General features: G+C 62.4%; 19 protein-coding genes. 16 read left to right on the top strand and 3 right to left on the bottom strand.

Annotation, left to right across the window (positions count from 1 at the left end; all coding sequences use genetic code 11):
* Positions 1-446 precede the first annotated feature (446 nt).
* On the top strand, positions 447-2,000 hold the full coding sequence (locus HCN58_RS24895) for a porin (protein WP_171582021.1): 1,554 nt from the start codon (positions 447-449) through the stop codon (positions 1,998-2,000).
* A gap of 208 nt (positions 2,001-2,208) precedes the next feature.
* Here the strand turns inward: HCN58_RS24895 and HCN58_RS24890 are convergent, their stop codons facing one another.
* The gene (locus HCN58_RS24890; protein WP_171582190.1) at positions 2,209-4,446 is read right to left on the bottom strand and encodes a lytic transglycosylase domain-containing protein; all 2,238 of its coding nucleotides are present in this window, start codon (positions 4,444-4,446) and stop codon (positions 2,209-2,211) included.
* A gap of 293 nt (positions 4,447-4,739) precedes the next feature.
* On the opposite strand from HCN58_RS24890, the gene dapA reads away from it, so the two are divergent.
* The 4 genes from dapA to HCN58_RS24870 all read left to right on the top strand — a co-directional run bounded on the left by dapA (position 4,740) and on the right by HCN58_RS24870 (position 7,388).
* Positions 4,740-5,630 (top strand): 4-hydroxy-tetrahydrodipicolinate synthase, encoded by an 891-nt coding sequence (gene dapA, locus HCN58_RS24885; RefSeq protein WP_171582020.1) that lies wholly within the window; start codon positions 4,740-4,742, stop codon positions 5,628-5,630.
* A gap of 45 nt (positions 5,631-5,675) precedes the next feature.
* Positions 5,676-6,089 carry a large conductance mechanosensitive channel protein MscL gene (gene mscL, locus HCN58_RS24880; RefSeq protein WP_171582019.1) on the top strand — a complete coding sequence of 138 codons (414 nt, stop codon included), beginning with the start codon at positions 5,676-5,678 and terminating at the stop codon, positions 6,087-6,089.
* Positions 6,090-6,253: 164 nt separating this feature from the next.
* Complete coding sequence (gene smpB, locus HCN58_RS24875; RefSeq protein WP_065729017.1) at positions 6,254-6,727, top strand: SsrA-binding protein SmpB; 474 nt, start codon at positions 6,254-6,256, stop codon at positions 6,725-6,727.
* 85 nt (positions 6,728-6,812) lie between these two features.
* Positions 6,813-7,388, top strand: coding sequence for a peroxiredoxin (locus HCN58_RS24870; protein ID WP_171582018.1), 576 nt, complete (start codon positions 6,813-6,815; stop codon positions 7,386-7,388).
* A gap of 111 nt (positions 7,389-7,499) precedes the next feature.
* Here the strand turns inward: HCN58_RS24870 and HCN58_RS24865 are convergent, their stop codons facing one another.
* Together HCN58_RS24865 and HCN58_RS24860 are read right to left on the bottom strand one after the other, a co-directional pair.
* The gene (locus HCN58_RS24865) at positions 7,500-8,153 is read right to left on the bottom strand and encodes a uracil-DNA glycosylase (RefSeq protein WP_171582017.1); all 654 of its coding nucleotides are present in this window, start codon (positions 8,151-8,153) and stop codon (positions 7,500-7,502) included.
* A 145-nt stretch (positions 8,154-8,298) separates the two neighbouring features.
* Positions 8,299-8,928 (bottom strand): LabA-like NYN domain-containing protein, encoded by a 630-nt coding sequence (locus tag HCN58_RS24860; RefSeq protein ID WP_065729019.1) that lies wholly within the window; start codon positions 8,926-8,928, stop codon positions 8,299-8,301.
* 354 nt (positions 8,929-9,282) lie between these two features.
* Here HCN58_RS24860 and rpoZ point away from each other — a divergent pair, with 354 nt between their 5' ends.
* From rpoZ to HCN58_RS24805, 11 genes are all read left to right on the top strand, one after another.
* Complete coding sequence (gene rpoZ, locus HCN58_RS24855; RefSeq protein ID WP_024512695.1) at positions 9,283-9,675, top strand: DNA-directed RNA polymerase subunit omega; 393 nt, start codon at positions 9,283-9,285, stop codon at positions 9,673-9,675.
* 293 nt (positions 9,676-9,968) lie between these two features.
* Positions 9,969-12,260, top strand: coding sequence for a RelA/SpoT family protein (locus tag HCN58_RS24850; RefSeq protein ID WP_171582016.1), 2,292 nt, complete (start codon positions 9,969-9,971; stop codon positions 12,258-12,260).
* Between the two features lie 189 nt (positions 12,261-12,449).
* Positions 12,450-13,214: a pyridoxine 5'-phosphate synthase gene (locus HCN58_RS24845; protein ID WP_171582015.1), complete on the top strand. Its 765-nt coding sequence runs from the start codon at positions 12,450-12,452 to the stop codon at positions 13,212-13,214.
* Positions 13,211-13,630 carry a holo-ACP synthase gene (gene acpS, locus HCN58_RS24840; RefSeq protein ID WP_171582014.1) on the top strand — a complete coding sequence of 140 codons (420 nt, stop codon included), beginning with the start codon at positions 13,211-13,213 and terminating at the stop codon, positions 13,628-13,630. Before HCN58_RS24845 ends, acpS begins: the two co-directional genes overlap by 4 nt.
* 284 nt (positions 13,631-13,914) lie before the next feature.
* Positions 13,915-14,673, top strand: coding sequence for a signal peptidase I (lepB, locus tag HCN58_RS24835; RefSeq protein ID WP_171582013.1), 759 nt, complete (start codon positions 13,915-13,917; stop codon positions 14,671-14,673).
* Positions 14,670-15,488, top strand: a complete 819-nt coding sequence (rnc, locus tag HCN58_RS24830) for a ribonuclease III (protein ID WP_171582012.1) — start codon at positions 14,670-14,672, stop codon at positions 15,486-15,488. The genes lepB and rnc overlap by 4 nt, the downstream gene beginning before the upstream one ends.
* Positions 15,478-16,404, top strand: coding sequence for a GTPase Era (gene era, locus HCN58_RS24825; protein ID WP_171582011.1), 927 nt, complete (start codon positions 15,478-15,480; stop codon positions 16,402-16,404). Before rnc ends, era begins: the two co-directional genes overlap by 11 nt.
* 193 nt (positions 16,405-16,597) lie before the next feature.
* Positions 16,598-16,978 carry a hypothetical protein gene (locus tag HCN58_RS24820; RefSeq protein WP_171582010.1) on the top strand — a complete coding sequence of 127 codons (381 nt, stop codon included), beginning with the start codon at positions 16,598-16,600 and terminating at the stop codon, positions 16,976-16,978.
* A gap of 148 nt (positions 16,979-17,126) precedes the next feature.
* Complete coding sequence (gene recO / locus HCN58_RS24815) at positions 17,127-17,879, top strand: DNA repair protein RecO (protein ID WP_171582009.1); 753 nt, start codon at positions 17,127-17,129, stop codon at positions 17,877-17,879.
* A gap of 195 nt (positions 17,880-18,074) precedes the next feature.
* Positions 18,075-20,330 (top strand): DNA topoisomerase IV subunit A, encoded by a 2,256-nt coding sequence (gene parC / locus HCN58_RS24810; protein ID WP_171582008.1) that lies wholly within the window; start codon positions 18,075-18,077, stop codon positions 20,328-20,330.
* A gap of 197 nt (positions 20,331-20,527) precedes the next feature.
* Entirely contained in the window at positions 20,528-21,475 is a 948-nt protein-coding gene (locus tag HCN58_RS24805) for a cation diffusion facilitator family transporter (RefSeq protein WP_171582007.1), read from the top strand.
* Positions 21,476-21,530 lie beyond the last annotated feature (55 nt).

The following is a 21,530-nucleotide window of genomic DNA, read 5'->3' as shown; positions in this document are numbered from 1 at the left end:
GATTCGCCAGAGCTTGCGGTTCGATTCGATGTCGCGAAGACGCCTTGCAGGGTGGACAGCGGTTGCTGCGGTGCCCAAGGCAGTTTTTCGGCGTCAATTGGAAGTATTCAAAAAGATCGTGTAAGAACAATAGCTTGCAGAAAAACTTCGATCACAAACACGTGTTATTTGTGCAACACCCTTCGGAAAAGGGGCGAAGTCGGGCCGTTCGAAGTGGTTCCTTTGTTGCTTGTGCAGGAGTCCTCGGTAATTGTGATCGGGCGACGGAGGGGGGCATCCCGAGGTCGTCCCGTTTTAGGTGGTTCGCTTAAGTCCCTCGCGTTCATGCGGGAGTGTCCGAAGGCGCGAAGCGACTAAGCGGGTTTCAGGGGACAAGGGAACCAACCTTAGGGTGTTTCACCCAGCGGATCCGGAACCTTCCCTACAGAGCAACTTGGAGGTTTAACATGAAGATGGTTAAGAGCCTTATTCTCGGCTCAGCGGCGGGTCTGATCGCCGTGGGCGGAGCTCAGGCGGCCGATCTTCCCGTCAAGGCCAAAGCGGTCGAGTACGTGAGGATCTGCTCCCTGTACGGTGCGGGTTTCTTCTATATCCCGGGCACCGACACCTGCCTCAAGCTGGGTGGTTATCTGCGCGTCGACACCACGTTCAACGGCGGCATCTACGGCTCGCCGGCATGGAACGGCGATATCGGTCAGGGCAACCGCTACCGTGATTACTTCTCGGCCCGTTCTCGTCTGGCGCTGACGGTTGATACCCGTACCGCTACCGAATACGGCGTTGTCCGCACCTTCGGTCAGGCCAACATCCAGTTCAGCACGCTCGGCAACAACACGTTTAATCCTAACTCGCTCGACACGCGCCTGGGCAACAACACGAACCTGCTTGACTCCGCGGGCAACGGCTATGTCGCGGTCGACATGATCTTCCTGCAGTTCGCGGGCTTCACCTTCGGTAAGTCGGCTTCGGCCTTCGCGTCGCCGTGGAACGGCTATCCGGGCAACAACAACTCGAACCTGATGGGCGGTCCGGACTACGTCACCGGCGTCAACAACATCCAGTACACCGCTCAGTTCGGCAACGGCGTGTCGGCCACCATCGGTCTGGATGAACCGACCGTGTACAACCGCACCTCGCTGCTGAACCTCAGCGTTCCCGGCGGCTTCAACGCGGCCGGCGCGCAAGCCTACGGCGGCGTCCATGCTCCTGATATCGTCGGCAATATCCGCGTCGACCAGGCCTGGGGTCTGTTCCAGATTGGCGGTTTGGCGCATCTCGTGAACGCTTCCTACAACATCCTCGGCGCCGGCGGCGTTCCGACTGCTCTGTCGGAAATCTCCGGTCACCCCGACGACAAGTGGGGCGGTGCGGTGATGGCTGCCTTGCAGATCAAGAATCTGCCGACCGGCCCGGGCGACGACTTCAAGATCGACGCCACCTACGCCAAGGGTTCCACCAAGTCGGTGGTCTCCACGAGCGGCACCTCGCCGAGCTTCGTGATGTTCGGTGACACCAGCCGTGCGGGTGCTTACCAGAGCGTCGGCTTCGGCCAGACCGCCGACGGTGTGTACTTCCCTGGTGTCACCGATGGCATCAAGCTGGTTGATGCCTGGGGTGTCCGTGGTGCGTTCAACCACAACTGGGATCCCTACTGGTCGACCAGCCTCTGGGGCAGCTACGGTTCGGTCCGCTACGGCGGCAACGCGCTGGACGTCACCTCGGCAAAGGGCGCTTGGTGCGCCAACTACGTGGCCGGCAAGGCCGTGTCTGCAGACTTCTCCTGCAACCCGGACTTCAACTTTGCCCAGGTTGGTGTGGTCACCCGCTGGACTCCCGTCAAGAACCTGACGTTCTCGGCTGAAGTCGGCGCGTTCTTCCTCGACCAGAAGTTCACGGGCGCTGCCACCTTGGCTGCGACGGCTCCCAAGCCGACCACCGTGTACGAGTTCAGGGACCAGAGCACTGTGTTCCTGAACGTTCGCGCTCAGCGCAACTTCTGATCCCGAAAGACTTGAAACTCTAGGAGAACCCCCGGCAGGCAACTGCCGGGGGTTTTTCATTGCGGGTGTGGTTCGTGGTTGTCACGAATATGCCGGCGTGCGCGTTTCGACGCTTCAAGACCTCCGCTGCGAAAGGTGGTTGTCGCCCGCACGCTTGATCTGCGGTCGTGGCTTAATTTCAGGTCGAGTCGGGCGTACCTGAAAACCGCTATTCGACGCTGGCGCCGCGATGCAGGTCGGCTTCGATCTGGAGCCTGGTCCCGCCGCCGAACCGCGTGCGATAGACCTGCAGGTTCTCCATGATCCGCTGCACGTAGTTTCGCGTCTCGGAGAACGGGATCTGCTCGACCCAATCGACCGCGTCGACCTTGGGATCGCGCGGATCGCCGTAACGCTCGATCCATTTCTTGACGCTGCCGCGACCGGCATTGTAGCCCGCGAAGGTCAGAATGTAGGAGCCGCGGTAGTCCTCGAGCAGCCCGCCGAGCTCGGCCGCGCCAAGCATGGCGTTGTAGACGGAGTCTGTCTTCATCCGGTTGAGGTCGAAACTGACCCCGGCCCGCTTGCAGACATAGCGCCCGGCGTCCGGTGTCACCTGCATCAGCCCGTAGGCCTGGGCCGGTGAGACTACGGCCGGATTGAAGGCGCTTTCCTGCCGCGCGATCGAATAGACGACACTGGGCTCTACCTCGGGGCCGATCTGCTTGAACGGCGGAATGCCGGTGACAGGATAGGCGTAGTGATCGAACGGCAGGCCCCGGTTGAGCGCGGCCTTGCCGAGCAGCAGCATGCCGCGGGCGTCGCCGTGGCGCGAGGTGAGTTCGCCCAGGCCTACCAGGGCATCGGGATCGCCGTTCTCGCCCATGTCGGCGAAAATCGGGATCGCGAGCTCGCGCTCGTCGAGTTCATACAGCAACTGCACCGCACGAACGATCTCCAGCCGTTCGACCCCGCGGCCGCGGGCGCTCGGCACGCCGTTCAGCTGGAGCTGCGGCAGGCCGAGCTTGGCGCGCGCGAGCTGACCATAATAGCTGGTCGATTGCTCGGCGGCGCGGCCGTAAGCCGCGCGAGCCTCCTGCGCGCGTCCAGCCGCTTCCGCGGCGCGGCCCTGCCAATAGCCGGCGCGCGCCAATGCAGTCGGGTTCGCGCTGCCGACGCCGATGCGCGCGAAGTGCTGCGCGGCAACCGCCGGATCCTTGAGGAACCGCAGCGCAATCCAGCCGGCAGTGAATTCCTGCTCGGTCTTGTAGATGTCACGCGTCGGCAGCGCCGCATCCCGCGCGATGAGATAGGCGGAGCGATGCTCGCCGACATCAAGCATCTTGCGCGCCAACAAGCGCCGCTCGATCCACCATTCGTTGAGATTGTGCAGGCGGTTCGGGTCCTTCGGCGCGCTGAGCATGAGCTGCGCGGCCTCGGTGAATTTCTCCTCGCGGCGAAGCAGCTGGATTTTTGCGAAGAGGTAACCGGGCTCGCCATGCAATTCGCGCGGCACCGCATCCAAGAGCGCCCTGAGGTTGGAGGATTTCTTGTTGGCCGCGATACGTGCTTTGGCGAGCGCGACGTGGCCCGAACCCAACCGCTTGGCGGCCCGCATGCCGCCGGCTTCCTGCTCGGTGCCGTAGAGCAGCGAATCCATCCGCGCCTTATGATCGCCCCCTGTCAGCAGCGCGCCGAACATATCGAGCGCGGCGCCCTCGGTGTCCTCCGACATGCCGTCGTGACGCCAGGCCTCACGGACCAGCCGTTCGGCATTGGCGCGATCGCCGCGTGCAATCATCACCTTCGCCAGCGCGAACTTGCCCTTGGCCGAGATCGGCGACTCGTTTTCGAACCACGACCAGACGGTCGAATCGTCGCGGCGGTCGTCCCAGAGCGCGGCCTCGATGCGCCGGCGCAGGAAGATCTGCGACGGCCAACTCGGATTGGCGGAAACAAACGCGCGGTAGCGTTCGACCGAGGCGTTGTTGTTATCGCTGCGCAGGATCAGCCATTCCGCGAGCTTGCGGGCGACCGGATCCGAAATCGCCGCTTGCGCCTGCGTTGCATCGCCAGGCTTCTGCTTGCGCACGAGCTCGATGACGTTTTCCAGTGCGTCCTTGTCGGCCTGCGACGTCGAGGACGTCGCGGCTACGGCCGCCGGCGCCACGTGCTTGCGTGGAGGCGGCACGGCATGCTGGCGCGTCGCTGGCGCCAGCACGGGCGGCGGCGGGGTAGGTGCCGCAGGGGCATGGCCAGCCGGCGCCGGCGTTTGGGCAGCAGGCGCACTGGCGGTGGACTTGGGGGCGGACTTGGGAACGACGTTGCGGGCGATCGGTCGCGGCTTCGGCAGGGGAACTTTTGGCTTGGCCCAGGTTTCCAGAGGGAAGGCGGTCAGTCCGACCGCCAGCGCCAGGCTTGTGGCCAGTGCGGTCGATCGCAATGCGGCGGCGCGGGCGGAAGGGATCACGGCTTTCCTCTGCGGCGGCGAATCATTAAGTCGCTCGAGCCCTAGGCCTATTTTGATCGAAGATGTGGACAAAATGCTAAAAAGGTCACGGTCGATCTGTTTGCGCCATCACCGCGGCAAAATCGCGGCTATCGCCTTCGCGGAAGGCAGATGCCGGTCTGCGCCAAGAAAGAGTGCCAAAACAAAGCGCTAGGGCCATACGGCACGGCCCTTTCGCCTGATCGCCAGACCCGATATGAATTGAAATCCAGTTTCGGTCGTGCCGTTTCTTAAGTGTTTGGAGGAAATCCATGGCAGCCAAGACAAAATTCCGGGGATCGTTCACCGCCTTGGTTACGCCATTCAAGAACGGCTCGGTCGACGAGGCCGCTTTCCGCGCCCTGGTGAGCTGGCAGATCGCCGAAGGCACCCACGGCCTGGTCCCGGTGGGCACGACCGGTGAAAGCCCGACGCTGAGCCATGACGAACACAAGCGTGTGGTCGAATGGTGTATCGGGGAGGCCAAGGGCAAGGTGCCGGTGATTGCGGGCGCCGGCTCCAACTCGACCAAGGAAGCGGTCGAGCTTGCCGAGCATGCCGAAAAGGCGGGAGCAGATGCGGTGCTGGTGGTGACGCCGTACTACAACAAGCCCACCCAGGAAGGCATGTACCAGCACTTCAAGGCGATCAACGATGCCATCGGCATTCCGATCATCATCTACAACATTCCCGGCCGTTCCGTGATCGATATGTCGGTCGAGACCATGACGCGCCTGTTCGCCCTGAAGAACATCGCCGGCGTGAAGGATGCGACCGCCAGCATGGTGCGGGTATCGCAGCAACGCGCGGCGATGGGCGAGGACTTCAACCAATTGTCGGGCGAGGACGCCACCATTCTCGGCTACATGGCGCATGGCGGGCATGGCTGCATCTCGGTCACGTCAAACGTCGCGCCGCGGCTGTGCTCGGAATTCCACGCGGCATGGCAGAAGGGCGATCACGCCACCGCGCTCAAGCTGCACGACAAGCTGATGCCGCTGCACAACAACCTGTTCATCGAAAGCAATCCGGCGCCGGTGAAATACGCGCTCTCGCTGCTCGGCAAGATCGACGAGAAGCTGCGGCTGCCGATGGTGCCGGTTTCCGAGCCGACGCGCGTCGCCGTGCGCAGCGCCATGGTCCATGCCGGCCTGATCAATTAGCACCCACGGCGATCTTCGTGCGGCGAGCGAAGAGGGGAAGCCAACATGCTGAAGGAATTCCGCGAATTCGCGATGAAGGGTAACGTCGTCGACCTCGCCGTCGGCGTCATCATTGGTGCGGCCTTCGGCGCGATCGTGACTTCGCTGGTCGGCGATGTGATCATGCCAGTGATCGGCGCGATCACCGGCGGTCTCGATTTCTCCAACTATTTCACGCCGCTGTCCAAGACGGTGACTGCCAACAATCTGGCGGACGCTAAAAAGCAGGGCGCGGTGTTGGCTTGGGGCAATTTTCTCACGCTGACGCTGAACTTCCTCATCGTCGCCTTTGTGTTGTTTATCGTTATCCGGCTCATGAACCAGTTGAAGCGCAAGGAAGAGGCGGCGCCGGCGGCGCCGAAGCTGACCAAGCAGGAAGAACTGCTGATCGAGATACGGGATCTCCTCAAGAAGGGCTAGTGCCGCCGATTTGAGGTCCCCACAGTGTTTGCCGCGAGTCCGCGTGGGACCTCAAATCGAAAAGCGGCACTAGCAATCATAAATTTGCTAGTGCCCTTTGTCTTCCGAAGTTCGTATAACGGGCTCCGCAATCACTGTACGAACTTCGGAAGAGGGCACTAGCCGTGGCGGACAAGAACGAGCGCCCGATCAAGGTCGTCGCCGAAAATCGTAAAGCCCGGTTCAATTATGCAATCGAGGACACGATCGAGGCTGGCATTGCGCTGACCGGCACCGAAGTGAAGTCGATCCGCAATGGCAAGACCACCATTGCGGAATCATACGCGGATTCCAAGAACGGCGAGATCTGGCTGATTAACGCCAATATTCCGGAGTATCTGCAGGCCAATCGCTTCAACCATGAGCCGAAACGGCCGCGCAAGCTGCTGCTGCACCGAAAGCAGATCAACAGGCTGATGGGTGCGGTCGATCGTGAAGGCATGACGCTGATTCCGCTGAAGCTCTATTTCAACGAGCGCGGCCGCGCCAAGCTGTTGCTGGCGATCGCCAAGGGCAAGAAGCTGCACGACAAGCGCGAGAGCGAAAAGAAGCGCGACTGGGGCCGGGAAAAAGGCCGCCTGATGCGGGCGCGAGGATAGAAGGCGAATAGCGAAAGGGAGTGGCGAATAGTAAATTCCATTCCTCTATTCGCTACTCGCCATTCGCCACCTGGAGGAAGACGAGATGGCGCAATCCAATCTGCTGGAAGTCGACTGGAGCAAGATTCCCCCGCCGGTGGACGACGGCGGGGCGGCGCATCTTGTCGGCGTGGCGATTCCGCCGGTCACGCTGCTGGCCACCGACGACAGTTCGGTGATGCTATCAGCGCTTGCCGGCCGCACCGTCGTGTTCGCCTATCCTCGCACCGGGGAACCGGGCAAGATCAGTCTGGTCGACGACTGGGACATGATCCCCGGCGCGCGGGGTTGCACCCCGCAAACCTGCTCTTTTCGCGATCTGTTTGCGGAGTTGAAAGCGGCCGGCGCGCGGCAGGTGTTCGGCCTGTCGACTCAGGACAACGTCTACCAGACCGAGATGGCGTCACGGCTGCATCTGCCGTTTCCGGTTCTGTCGGATGAAAAGCTCAAGCTGACCCGCGCCCTGAACTTGCCGACCATGGAGGTGGCGGGACTGACATTAATCAAGCGGCTGGCGCTGATCATCGATGACGGCCGCATCCGCCACGTCTTCTATCCCGTGTTCCCGCCGGACCGGAACGCCGCCGACGTACTGGCATGGCTGAGAGAAAATCCACGGTAAGCAATTTTGTAAGGTGGGCAAAGCGAAGCGTGCCCACCATCTAGACCACCGGCAGGAATGGTGGGCAAGGCGCGGTCGCGCCTTTGCCCACTCTACAAGACCGACTACGATCTATGACCCCAAATCCTTCCGCACCTTCGCAAACACCTCGCGAAACATTTTCGGCGTCAGCACCCCCGTATTGGTGTTGTAGCGTGAGCAATGATAGCTGTCGTAGAGCCTGATCGCGCCGGCCTCATGCACGGCGCCGTGCGCAAAGGGCGCGGCGCCATTGCGCAGGCCGAGCGCCTTCAATGTCGATTCGTGGGCGATCCGTCCGAGCGCCACGATCGCGCGAAGTCTGGGCATCGTGGCAATGGTCGCGCTGAGAAATTGCCGGCAGGTTGTGATCTCGATCGGCAATGGCTTGTTCTGCGGCGGCACGCAGCGCACCGCGTTGCTGATCCGACAGTCGACGAGCTTCAGTCCGTCATCAGGCCGCGCCTGATAAAGGCCCTTTGCAAAGCCGTATTCAAGCAAGGTCGCATACAGGAGATCGCCGGCATAGTCGCCGGTGAACGGCCGTCCGGTCCGGTTGGCCCCCTGCAGGCCCGGCGCCAGCCCGACAATCAATAGTTGCGCCGTGGCATCGCCGAATGAAGCGACCGGCGAGTTGTGCCAACCCGGCTCGCGGGCACGTGCCTGCGCGCGAAATTGGGCGAGCCTTGGGCAGAGCGGGCAGTTGCGATCGGGTTCGGCAGCCGCAGGGGCGGGGAGACTAGCCATCTATACAAAGCGCTTTCGAGCGAAATTCAGTCACGGACCTGATGCGGGATCGATACCGGTTCGCGTCAGATTCGCGCGCCAAAACAAAAAGCCTCGGTTCTGTTTTCAATCAGAACCGAGGCTCTAGCAGTGTACTGGCTCATTCTCAATCGTCGAAATCGTCGTCAGCGCCCCGCGGCGCCACAGTGGTGGCGCGCTGCAGGAATTGCGGGGAGTGATGACGCGGCTCGCGCGGGGCAGGACGCTCGGAGGGATCGCGGCCCAGTTTTGATTGCAGCTCGACGAGGTCGGTGAAGACGTCGGCCTGGCGGCGCAGTTCGTCGGCGATCATCGGCGGCTGGCTCGAAATGGTCGAAACGACCGTGACGCGAACTCCGCGACGCTGCACCGCTTCTACCAGCGAGCGGAAATCGCCGTCGCCCGAGAACAGCACGATCTGGTCGACATGCTCGGCGAGCTCCATGGCATCGACGGCGAGCTCGATGTCCATATTGCCCTTCACCTTGCGGCGGCCGGAAGCGTCGATGAATTCCTTCGTTGCCTTGGTGACGACGGTGTAGCCGTTGTAGTCGAGCCAGTCGATCAGCGGACGGATCGAGGAGTACTCCTGATCCTCGATGATCGCCGTGTAGTAGAACGCACGCAACAGCGTCCCTCGGCTCTGAAATTCCTTGAGAAGGCGCTTGTAATCGATGTCGAAGCCGAGCGTCTTGGCCGTTGCGTAGAGGTTGGCGCCATCGATGAAGAGCGCAATCTTGTTGGAAGCTGGTGACATCAAATGGTTCTCACGTTGTTGTTAGCTCTTCTAGCGCAGCGGCCAACGACCGCGCGCACTTTCCAGGTCTGTTGCCTAAAGTTCGGTGAATCGTGCCCCACGACAGTCACCACTGCAATTATGGTGAGGCGAGGGCGAAAAACCTATACTTTTGACAGTGCAATGAAGAGATTTACTTGTCCTGCGCAGCAACCCTGCCGCGTCTGGATGCTCCGGCCCGTCCGCCCCGGGGTTTGGCGTATCAGAGCCCATTGGGAAGGCAAATCACAAATTTGGTCTTGCGAAACGTCCCCTACCACTATAACTAGCGCTGATAACCGACATATTTGGCCCCATTTAACGGAGCGACAGTCTATGGCGCGCGTCACCGTGGAAGATTGCATTGACAAGGTCGACAACCGGTTCGACCTGGTCCTGCTGGCGGCGCATCGCGCCCGTATGATTTCCTCCGGTTCGCAACTAACGGTTGATCGTGATAACGACAAGAACCCGGTCGTTTCGCTGCGGGAAATCGCCGATTCCACGATTTCCCCGGAAGACCTCCGCGAGGAACTGGTTCATTCCCTGCAGAAATTCGTCGAGGTCGACGAGCCAGAGCCCGATACCGTGCCTTTGATCGGTTCGGCCGGCGCAAGCGTGGACGCTGACGACACCGAAGTTGCGGTCGAGCGCATGACCGAGGAAGAGCTCCTGAAGGGCCTCGAAGGCCTGGCGCCGCCGGAAGAGCAGCCCGAAGAGGACGAATAATCCGGAACCTTCCGGCCCGTCCCGAACTCCCCGATCTGCCAAAGGCCCGGACCCTCCGTCCGGGCCTTTGCTTTTGTTGACATTTTTGCGGTTACAATGCGTCCTTGGCCGGCGCGGCCGAAAACGGCTGACTCGCCGGGCCGAGAAGCCGTCGGGTTGGGCGTTGGATGGCTGCCGGCCAAGCGAAATTGAACCGTATCGCGGCCCGCGCGGCGTGCATCGCCGTTCGAAAACGCATTAGATATGTAAACGGCGGGACCCGTCCGGGTCTGGTGGAAGAAGGTAGTGATGTGATGGCGTATTGGCGCCGCAGCTCCCGGCAAATGCAGGCCGCGACCGGCCAGATCGCGGTTGCGCCGGCGTCGTCCGTGGCGGAGAAGCCGAAATCGCCGCGCTCGCGCATGATGCGGCAATACGATCTGGTCGAACGCGTCCGCTCGTACAATCCGGATACCAACGAAGACCTGCTCAACCGCGCCTATGTCTACGCCATGAAGGCGCACGGCACCCAGACGCGCGCGTCCGGCGATCCCTATTTCTCGCATCCGCTCGAGGTCGCGGCGATCCTGACCAATCTCAAGCTCGACGATGCCACCATCGTCGCGGCACTACTGCATGACACTATCGAGGATACCGAGGCGACGCGCGCCGAGATCGACAATATCTTCGGCCACGAGATCGGCGCGCTGGTGGAAGGGCTCACCAAGCTGAAGCGGCTGGAGCTGGTCTCGCGCGAAGCCAAGCAGGCCGAGAATCTGCGCAAGCTCTTGCTCGCAATCGCCGACGATGTCCGCGTGCTCCTGATCAAGCTCGCCGATCGCCTGCACAACATGCGCACGCTGGAATTCGTGCCGCATGCCTCGCGTCGCCGCATCGCCGAGGAGACGCTGGACATCTATGCGCCGCTCGCCGGGCGCATGGGCATGCAGGAGATGCGCGAGGAGCTCGAGGATCTCTCGTTCCATACGCTCGATCCGGAAGCCTATGCGGTGGTAATGCAGCGGCTGGACGCGCTGGCCGAGCGCAACCGCAACCTGATCGGCGAGATCGAAAGCCAGCTCTCCAAGAACCTGCAGAAGAACGGCATCACCGCGCGCGTCTATGGCCGCCGCAAGCAGCCGTTTTCGATCTGGACCAAGATGGAGCGTAAGTCGGTCGGCTTCGAGCAATTGTCCGACATCTTCGGTTTCCGCGTCGTGATGCAGGATGTCGAATCCTGCTACCGCGCGCTCGGCGTGGTGCACACCACCTGGCCGGTGGTGCCGGGACGTTTCAAGGACTACATCTCGACGCCGAAACAGAACGACTACCGTTCGCTCCACACCACCGTGATCGGCCCCGGCAACCAGCGCGTCGAATTGCAGATCCGGACCGAGGAAATGAACCAGATCGCCGAATTCGGTATCGCGGCACATGCCTTCTACAAGGAGGGCATGGGTTCACCGACCGAGCGGCTGAAGCACGAATCCAACGCCTTTGCCTGGCTGCGTCACACCGTCGGCATCCTCTCCGAAAGCGCCAATCCAGAAGAGTTTCTGGAGCACACCAAGCTCGAATTGTTCCACGACCAGGTGTTCTGCTTTACCCCGAAGGGAAAATTGATTGCGCTGCCGCGCCAGGCCAATGTGATCGATTTCGCCTATGCCGTGCATACCGATGTCGGCAACTCGGCGGTCGGCTGCAAGATCAACGGCAAGTTCGCGCCACTGTCATCGGAGCTGCAGAACGGCGACGAGGTCGAGGTGCTGACCTCGAAGGCCCAGTCGGCACCGCCCTCGGCCTGGGAATCGCTTGCGATTACCGGCAAGGCGCGGGCGGCGATCCGGCGTGCGACCCGCACCGCGGTGCGCGATCAATATGCGGGCCTCGGTCGCCGCATCGTCGACCGCCTGTTTGCCCGCGCCAAGATCGAATATGCCGACGACAAGCTGAAGGGTGCATTACCGCGCCTGGCGCGCGCCTCGATTGAGGACGTGATGGCCTCCGTCGGACGTGGCGAACTGAAGGCCTCCGACGTCGCCCGCGCCATGTATCCGGACTACAAGGAAGAGCGGTTGGTGAAGTACGGGGCCAAGAAGAGCCTTGCAGTGAAATTGAAGCTGAAATCGCCGCCACATCCGGCGCGCAGCACGTCCGTGATCCCGGTGCGCGGCATCAATTCGGATTTGCCGGTGAAGTTTGCCCCGAACGGCGGCGCGGTTCCGGGCGACCGTATCGTCGGCATCGTCACGCCGGGCGAGGGGATCACGATCTACCCGATCCAGTCGCCGGCGCTAAAGGATTTCGAGGAGGAGCCGGAGCGCTGGCTCGACGTGCGCTGGGATATCGACGAGACCATGCCGCAGCGCTTCCCGGCGCGGATCCTGGTTCACAACGTCAACGAGCCCGGCAGCCTCGCCCAGGTTGCCACCGTGATCGCCGAGCACGACGGCAATATCGATAATATCAGCATGTCGCGCCGCTCGCCGGATTTCACCGAGCTGACCATCGATCTTGAGGTCTATGACCTCAAGCATCTCAGTGCAATTATCGCCCAATTGCGTGCCAAGGCCGTCGTCGCCAAGGTCGAGCGGGTGAATGGGTAGGCGTTTAAGGCCAGCCAGTCCTCATGGTGAGGAGGCGCTCTTGCGCCGTCTCCGGACGACGCTTCGCGTCGCCGGGAGAACCATGAGGCCACAGCCGGGCCTGCATCCTTCGAGACGCGCTTCGCGCTCCTCAGGATGAGGAACTCGCATTATAGTCCGCAACATGTTCTGAATATCTGCGAGTCCGAAATGTCCGCTCTTCCAATCCGCCTCGGCGTCAATGTCGATCACGTCGCCACCTTGCGCAACGCGCGGGGCGGCGAGCGGCCGGATCCGGTGCGTGCCGCACTCTTGGCGATCGAAGCTGGCGCCGACGGCATCACCGCGCATCTGCGCGAGGACCGCCGCCACATCCGCGACACCGACATGGCTCGTCTGAAGGCCGAAATATCGAAGCCTCTGAATTTCGAGATGGCCGCGACCGAGGACATGCTGCGGATCTCGCTGGCGACAAAACCCCACGCCGTGTGCCTGGTGCCGGAGCGCCGCGAAGAACTCACCACCGAAGGCGGGCTCGACGTGGTCGGCCAGCACAATGCGCTGGCGCCTTTCATTGCAACGCTCAATGATGCCGGCATCCGGGTGTCGCTGTTCATCGCCGCTGACCCTCATCAGATCGAGATGGCGGCAAAGCTCCACGCGCCCGTGATCGAGATCCACACCGGCGGCTGGTGCGACGCCGTGGTCGACGGCCACGCTGATAAGGCCGAGGCGGAATGGCAGCGAATCGTTGCGGGTGCCGCATTGGCGCGCGCCGCGGGGCTGGAGGTCCATGCCGGCCACGGCCTCGACTACCAGACGGCGGAGACGATTTCGGCGCTGCCCGAGGTCGCCGAACTCAACATCGGCTATTTCATGATGGGGGAGGCACTGTTCGTCGGCCTTGGCGAGACCGTGCGGCAGATGCGCTCCGCGATGGACCGCGGCCGCCAGAAAATCGCGGGCCGGCCATGATCATCGGCATCGGCTCCGACCTGGTCGACATCACAAGGGTTGCCAAGGTGATCGAGCGCCACGGCGACCGCTTCCTCGACCGAATCTTCACCGACATCGAGCGGGCCAAGGCGGCGCGCCGCGCCAACAGCGAAAAGATGGTGGTGGCGACCTATGCCAAGCGATTCGCCGCCAAGGAGGCCTGTTCCAAGGCGCTCGGCACCGGCATCCGGCGCGGCGTCTGGTGGCGGGATATGGGGGTGGTGAACATGCCGGGGGGGCGGCCGACCATGAAACTCACCGGCGGCGCGCTGGCCCGGCTGGAAGCGCTGACGCCGGCGGGGTTCGAGGCGCAAATCGATCTGTCGATCACCGACGACTGGCCGCTGGCACAGGCCTTCGTCATAATTTCGGCGGTCCCACCCGGCAAATCATGAACCGCGCAGGCGTTTGCGCCGGGGAAATGGGACAAAACTAAAAATCATTGACATATCAATGTATTATGAAGTTTTGACGAGGCGCTTGATTGCGCGCCCACGAACAACCGTCTAAAAACGCCGCGAACGACCTGTTCGAGCCAGGGTCGATTCCGGTTAGCGCCGGAATTGGCCCTCAACATCAGTTATCTAGACCATTTTCCTGACGCGAACGTATCAGGCGATTCGCGTGCGGAAAACGTTCTGCCACCGTGCGAGCTGGGCTCGCGGGAATTGGGAAAGCGATGAGCGTGACATCCGGCACAAAATCTGAAAGCGGCTTGGGTGAAACCATCCGCGTGGTCATTCATGCTCTCCTGATCGCGCTCGTGATCCGCACCTTCCTGTTCCAGCCATTCAATATCCCCTCGGGATCGATGAAGGCGACGCTGCTGGTCGGCGATTACCTGTTCGTCTCGAAATATTCCTACGGCTATAGCCACTACTCCATTCCATTGTCGCCGCCACTTTTCTCGGGCCGCATCTTTGGCTCGGAGCCGAACCGCGGCGATATCGTGGTGTTCCGCCTGCCGAAGGACGACTCAACCGATTACATCAAGCGCGTGATCGGCCTGCCGGGCGACCGCATCCAGATGCGGGAAGGCCTGCTTTACATCAACGACAAGCCGGTCAAGCGCGAGCGGCTTTCCGACTTCATCGGCGAGGACCCCTGCGGCTCCGACGCCACCGCGCGCGTCAAGCGCTGGAAGGAAACGTTGCCGAACGGCGTCAGCTATGAATCGCTCGATTGCGTCGACAACGGTTTCTACGACAACACCAACGTCTATACCGTGCCCCCCGGCCACTTCTTCATGATGGGCGACAACCGCGACAACTCGACCGATAGCCGCGTGCTGTCCGCGGTGGGCTATGTGCCGTTCGAAAACATCGTCGGCCGGGCGCAGATGATCTTCTTCTCAATTGCCGAGGGCGAACACGCCTGGATGTTCTGGCGCTGGCCGACCGCGGTGCGCTGGAATCGCCTATTCACAATCGTGCGATGAACGACGAAACAGCGACCATTTCTGACACATCGGCCTCCGGCGAGCCGGGCCAGCAGGCGGATGCGCCGAGCGGAGCTGCGCCGAAGAAGAAGCGCGGCAAGGCCGGCGCGAAGGCTGCGGCTGCCGCGATCGAGGGACGCATCGGCTACAAATTTTCCGATCCGGCGCTGCTGACGACCGCCTTTACCCATGTCTCGGCCTTGAAGCCCGCGACCCGGCATCGCGCCGACAGTTATCAGCGGCTGGAATTCCTTGGCGACCACGTGCTCGGGCTGATTATCTCCGACATGCTGTATCGCGCCTATCCGAGGGCGGACGAAGGCGAATTGTCCAAACGTCTCGCCGATCTCGTGCGCAAGGAAAGCTGTGCCGATGTCGCCAAATCGCTGGGGTTGCTCGACGATATCAAGCTCGGCGCGGTGGGCGCAGGGGCGGGCGCGCGCCTGCGCAAATCCGTGCTCGGCGACATCTGCGAGGCGGTGATCGGGGCGATCTATCTCGACGGCGGCTATGCGGCGGCTTCGCAATTCGTCGAGCGCAACTGGCTGGAGCGGATGCGCAAACCCCGCCGGCCACTGCGCGACCCCAAGACGGTGCTGCAGGAATGGGCCCAGAGCAAGGGATTGCCGACGCCGGTCTATCGCGAGATCGAGCGCACCGGGCCGCATCACGACCCGCAGTTTCGCGTCGCCGTCGACTTGCCGGGACTGGCGCCCGCCGAAGGCGTCGGCGGCTCCAAGCGCGCGGCCGAGAAGGTGGCCGCCTCCGTGATGATCGAACGCGAAGGCGTCGGCGGCGGCAGCAATGACAGTTGAACCTGCACCCGGCGCGTCTGGCGAGACCCGCTGCGGTTTCGTTGCGCTGATCGGCGCCCCGAATGTCGGCAAGTCGACCCTCGTCAACGCGCTGGTCGGCTCCAAGGTCACCATCGTCTCGCGCAAGGTGCAGACGACCCGGGCCCTGATCCGTGGCATCGTGATCGAGGACAATGCGCAGATGATTCTGGTCGACACGCCCGGCATCTTCCTGCCGAAGCGCCGGCTGGACCGTGCCATGGTCTCTACCGCCTGGAGCGGGGCCCATGATGCCGATCTCGTCTGCGTACTGCTCGACGCCAAGGCCGGCATCGACGAGGAGGCTGACGCGATCTTGAATAAGCTCGCAACGGTTGCGCACCCGAAAATCCTGGTGCTGAACAAGATCGACCTGATCCCGCGCGAAAAACTGCTGGCGCTGGCGCAGGCCGCCAATGAGCGGATGAAGTTCGAGCACACCTTCATGATCTCGGCGCTATCGGGCGACGGTGTCGCCGACCTGCGCAAGACGCTCGCGAAGAGCGTGCCGCCGGGTCCGTTTCACTATCCCGAGGACCAGATGTCGGACGCGCCGCTGCGGCATCTGGCGGCGGAAATCACTCGGGAAAAGATCTACCGCCAACTCCACCAGGAACTGCCGTATCAATCGACCGTTGAGACCGACACCTGGACCGAGCGCAAGGACAAATCGGTCCGGATCGAACAGACGATCTTTGTCGAGCGCGAAAGCCAGCGCAAGATCGTGCTCGGCAAGGGTGGCGCCACCATCAAATCGATCGGCGCGGAGTCGCGCAAGGAGATCGCAGAGATTCTGGGCGTGCCAGTGCACCTGTTCCTGTTCGTCAAAGTGCGCGAGAACTGGGGCGACGATCCCGACCGCTACAGGGAAATGGGGCTGGAATTCCCCAAGGAATGATCGAGGGATTGTCATTGCGAGCGAAGCGACTTGTCCGCCGTAGCTCGACGAGCGAAGACGGAAGCAATCCATCCAACCGCACAAAGAAAGATGGATTGCTTCGTCGCTTTGCTCCCTTGCGCAAACGCTTTGCGTTTGTCGCAGGCAATGACGGGGCTAGAACATGATCCGCCAATTACCAAGAACAAGCCCGATGACCCTACCGAGAAACGTGCTGTGGTTTGAGGTTTTGCTGTATCTGTCGCTGACGCTGGATGCAGTGTCGGTGGCGTTCCAGGACCGCACGCCGACGGCGAAGATGACGGAGCAGATGATCAACACCGGAACGCTGATGGCCGCCGGCTTGATCCTGCTGTTGGTCTATTTCGTCCGGCTTGCCGCCGAACACCGCAAGAACTGGCCGCGCTGGGTGCTGGCGGCAGCCCTGGTGCTGTCGGTGATTTCGCTGGTGCAGATGATCGGCGAGAAGGGTCTGGCGTTCGACAGCGGCATCGAGGTGATCTCCTGCGCGCTGACGGCGGCCGGGCTCTATTGCTCGTTCACCGGAGACGCGGTCGGCTGGTTCAACGCGTGATTTTTGGATCGTCATTCCGGGGCAATGCGAAGCATCGAACTGGTGCGCAATGCGCACCTGAGAATCTCGAGATTCCGGGTCTGGTCCTTTTCGATGACGGCAGGCAGCAACCGCTGCGTCGGCCCATAAAATCAGCTAAACTCCGCCCATGGAATGGACCGACGAAGGCATCGTGCTGGGCGTGCGGCGGCATGGCGAATCCTCCGCCATCGTCGAACTGCTGACGCGCGGGCATGGCCGGCATCTCGGCCTGGTGCGCGGCGGTGCCTCGTCGCGGATGCGGCCACTGCTGCAGCCCGGCAACAGTGTCACCGCCGTGTGGCGGGCGCGGCTCGACGAGCATCTCGGTACCTACGCCATCGAGGGCACGCGGCTGCGCGCAGCAACGCTGCTGGCGTCCTCGCACGCGGTCTATGGCGTTACCCATTTGGCCGCGCTGGCGCGGCTGCTGCCGGAACGTGACCCGCATGAGGACATCTACGAAATGCTCGACCGCACCCTGAACGACTTCGACGACGCCGGGGGCGCGGCGGCGCACCTGATCCGGTTCGAGCTCGCAATGCTTGCCGAGCTCGGCTTCGGCCTCGATCTGGAAAACTGCGCCGCCACCGGTGCAAGCTCCGACCTGATCTACGTCTCGCCGAAATCCGGCGGCGCCGTCTCGCGGGAGGCCGGCGAGCCCTATCGGGATCGCCTGCTGCGGTTGCCGGCCTTCCTGCGCGAAGGCGAAGGCGGGGCGAACAGTTGGTCGGACCAGGACCTGCAGGACGGTTTCCGGCTGACCGGGCTGTTTCTGCTCCGCCACGTGCTGGAGCCGCGCGGGCAGGGGCATTCGGATGCAAGGGGCGGCTTTATCAACGCAGTGACCAGGCAACGGGCGCGAATCAGTTCGTCGGCCTGACAGTTCCTCCCGCCATCGTCCCTGCCAAAGCAGTGCGAAAGCAGGGACCCAGACGCCGCGGCCCATCGATGGCGCCGCGGCCTTGAGTCATTTTTCCAACAAACACCTGTGGTTATGGGCCCCTGCGTGCGCAGGAGCGACGGATGGCCCGTTTCGCGTCTTGCCCGATTCACCGCAAAAGTTTAACGCCTCCCCATGGGAAAACGACAGTTACCGCCGGAAGAACCGGCCGAAATCCACGAGGTGATGCTGCGCGATGCGCTGGAAGAGCGCTATCTCGCCTATGCGCTCTCGACCATCATGCACCGCGCACTTCCGGACGCCCGCGACGGGCTGAAGCCGGTGCACCGGCGCATCCTCTATGGCATGCGCCTGCTCAGGCTCGACCCCGGTACGCCGTTCAAGAAATCGGCAAAAATCGTCGGCGACGTGATGGGCTCGTTCCATCCGCATGGCGACCAGGCGATCTACGACGCCATGGTGCGTCTCGCCCAGGATTTCGCCTCGCGCTACCCGCTGGTCGACGGTCAGGGCAACTTCGGCAATATCGACGGCGATAACCCGGCCGCCTACCGCTACACCGAAGCGCGCATGACCGAGGTCGCGCGGCTCCTGCTCGACGGCATCGACGAGGACGGCGTCGAGTTCCGCGCCAATTACGACGGCCAGAGCAAGGAACCGGTCGTTCTGCCCGGTGGCTTCCCGAACCTGCTCGCCAACGGCGCGCAGGGCATCGCGGTCGGCATGGCCACCTCGATCCCGCCGCACAACGTCGCCGAACTCTGCGACGCCGCGCTGCATCTGATCGACAAGCCCGAGGCGAAGTCGAAGTCGCTGCTGAAATGGGTCAAGGGTCCGGATTTCCCGACCGGCGGCATCGTAATCGATTCCAAGGAAAGCATCGCGGAGGCCTATACGACCGGCCGCGGCTCATTCCGCACCCGCGCCAAGTGGACCCAGGAAGAGGGTGCGCGCGGCACCTGGGTCGTGGTCATCACCGAGATCCCGTGGCTGGTGCAGAAATCCCGCCTGGTCGAGAAGATCGCCGAACTGCTCAACGAGAAGAAGCTGCCGCTGGTCGGCGACGTCAGGGATGAGTCGGCCGAGGACGTTCGCCTCGTGATCGAGCCGAAATCCCGCGCGGTCGATCCCGCGCTGATGATGGAATCGCTGTTCCGACTCACTGAGCTCGAGAGCAAGATTTCGCTGAACCTCAACGTGCTGATCAAGGGCAAGATCCCCAAGGTGGTGGGGCTTGCCGAATGCCTGCGCGAATGGCTCGACCATCTGCGCGACGTGCTGGTGCGCCGCTCCAACTACCGCAAGACCCAGATCGAGAACCGGCTTGAAATACTCGGCGGTTACCTGATCGCCTATCTGAACATCGACAAGGTGATCAAGATCATCCGCACCGAGGACGAGCCGAAGCCGGCGCTGATCAAGGCATTCAAGCTGACGGAAGTCCAGGCCGACGCCATTCTCAACATGCGGCTGCGCTCCTTGCGCAAGCTCGAGGAATTCGAAATCCGCACCGAGGACAAGAACCTTCGCAACGAATTGAAGGGCATCAAATCGCTGCTCGGTTCCGAAGCTGAGCAGTGGTCCAAGGTCGGCGAGCAGGTCAGGAAAGTGCGCGATATCTTCGGGCCAAAGACGCCGCTCGGTAAGCGCCGCACCCAATTCGCCGACGCGCCCGAGCATGATCTTGCCGCGATCGAAGAGGCCTTTGTCGAGCGCGAGCCGGTGACGGTCGTGATCTCGGAAAAGGGCTGGGTCCGCACGCTGAAGGGCCATGTCGAGGATATCTCGGGGCTCGCCTTCAAGACCGACGACAAGCTCGACCACGCCTTCTTTGCCGAGACCACCTCAAAACTGCTGCTGTTCGCGACCAACGGCAAATTCTATTCGCTCGATGTCGCAAAACTGCCTGGCGGACGCGGCCATGGCGAACCTATCCGCATGTTCATCGATCTCGAGCAGGACGCCGCGATCGTCTCGCTGTTCGTCAACAAGGGCGAGCGAAAGTTCCTGATCGCGAGCAGCGAGGGGCAGGGCTTTGTCGTCAAGGAAGAGGATTGCGTCAGCAATACCCGAAAAGGCAAGCAGGTGCTCAACGTCACCATGCCGAACGAGGCCTGCGCGATCGCGACCGTGCAAGGCGACACCGTTGCCGCGATCGGCACCAACCACAAGATGGTGCTGTTCCCGCTCGACCAGGTGCCGGAGATGGCGCGCGGCCGCGGCGTGCGCTTACAGAAATATTCCAGCGCCAAGCTGTCCGATGTCGCGGTGTTCGAGTTCAAGGCCGGGCTGACCTGGAAGGATTCTGCCGGCCGCGAGCAGAGCATGAGCGCCAAGGAACTGTCCGATTGGCGCGGCAACCGCGCCGACGCCGGCCGCCTCGCACACGGCCTGCCGAAGTCGAACAAGTTTTTGCGCGGCGTGGAGTAGAATGTGGCGTGGGCAAAGGCGCGCGAGCGCCGTGCCCACCATCTGTCGGCATGTTCTTCGCGAATGTGGGCACATTTCCGCCTTCGCTCTTCGAGCTACGGCGGACAAGTCGCTGGGCCCACTCTACGATTCCCGCCTGTAATAGTATTCCCAATTTCGCGCGCTATATAAGTTGCCGTGGAATCGGACGAGGCGGAATGGCGCACGATCACGCTCACCACAACTACTCCCACGCGCATGATCATTCTCATGGTCACGCCGGCCACAGCCATGCCCCGGATAGTTTTGGCTGGGCGTTCGCCATCGGCGCCTCGCTCAACACCGCGTTCGTCATCGCCGAACTGGTCTTCGGATATGCCGCCAATTCGCTGGCGCTGATTTCGGATGCCGTGCACAATCTCTCCGACGTGTTCGCGCTGCTGCTGGCCTGGGGCGCCGCGTGGCTATCGCAGAAGCAGCCGACGCAGCGGCATACTTACGGATATCGGCGCGCCTCGATCCTGGCGGCGCTGTTCAATGCCGGGCTATTGCTGGTCGCGGTCGGCGGCATCGTCGTCGAGGCGGTTAATCGCTTTTATGCTCCGGCGCCGGTCGCGGGCATGACGGTCATCCTGGTCGCCGCGATCGGCGTCGCCATCAATGGCGGCACCGCGCTGTTGTTCATGCGCGGCCGCCATGGTGACCTCAACATTCGCGGTGCCTATCTGCACATGGCAGCCGATGCCGGCGTCTCGCTTGGCGTGGTTGTTGCCGCCGGAATCATCATGCTGACGGGATGGCTATGGCTCGATCCCGCGATCAGCCTCCTCATTGCGGCCGTGGTGTTCTGGAGCGGATGGGGTCTGGCGCGCGACAGCGTGAATCTCGCACTCGATGGTGTGCCGCGCGGCATCGATCTTGCCGAGGTGAGGGATTATCTCGACGCGCTGGAAGGCGTCGTTGAGGTACACGATCTCCACGTCTGGGCCATGAGTACCAACGAAACCGCGTTGACGGCGCATTTAGTGCGCCCCGGTGGCAGCGACGATGCCTTCCTGCATCAAGTGTGCGAGGAGCTGTCGCACCGTTTCAACATCCATCATTCCACGTTGCAGATTGAGGTCGATGCCGCCGTCTGCAAGCTGGCACCAGCCGAGCTGGTGTAGGGCCCGTAGGATGGGTAGAGCGCAGCGAAACCCATCAGCGTCACACGCAGTATTG

The organism is Bradyrhizobium australiense (assembly GCF_013114825.1).
GTDB classification, from domain to species: domain Bacteria; phylum Pseudomonadota; class Alphaproteobacteria; order Rhizobiales; family Xanthobacteraceae; genus Bradyrhizobium; species Bradyrhizobium australiense.
This window is presented reverse-complemented; position numbering and strand designations above follow the sequence as displayed.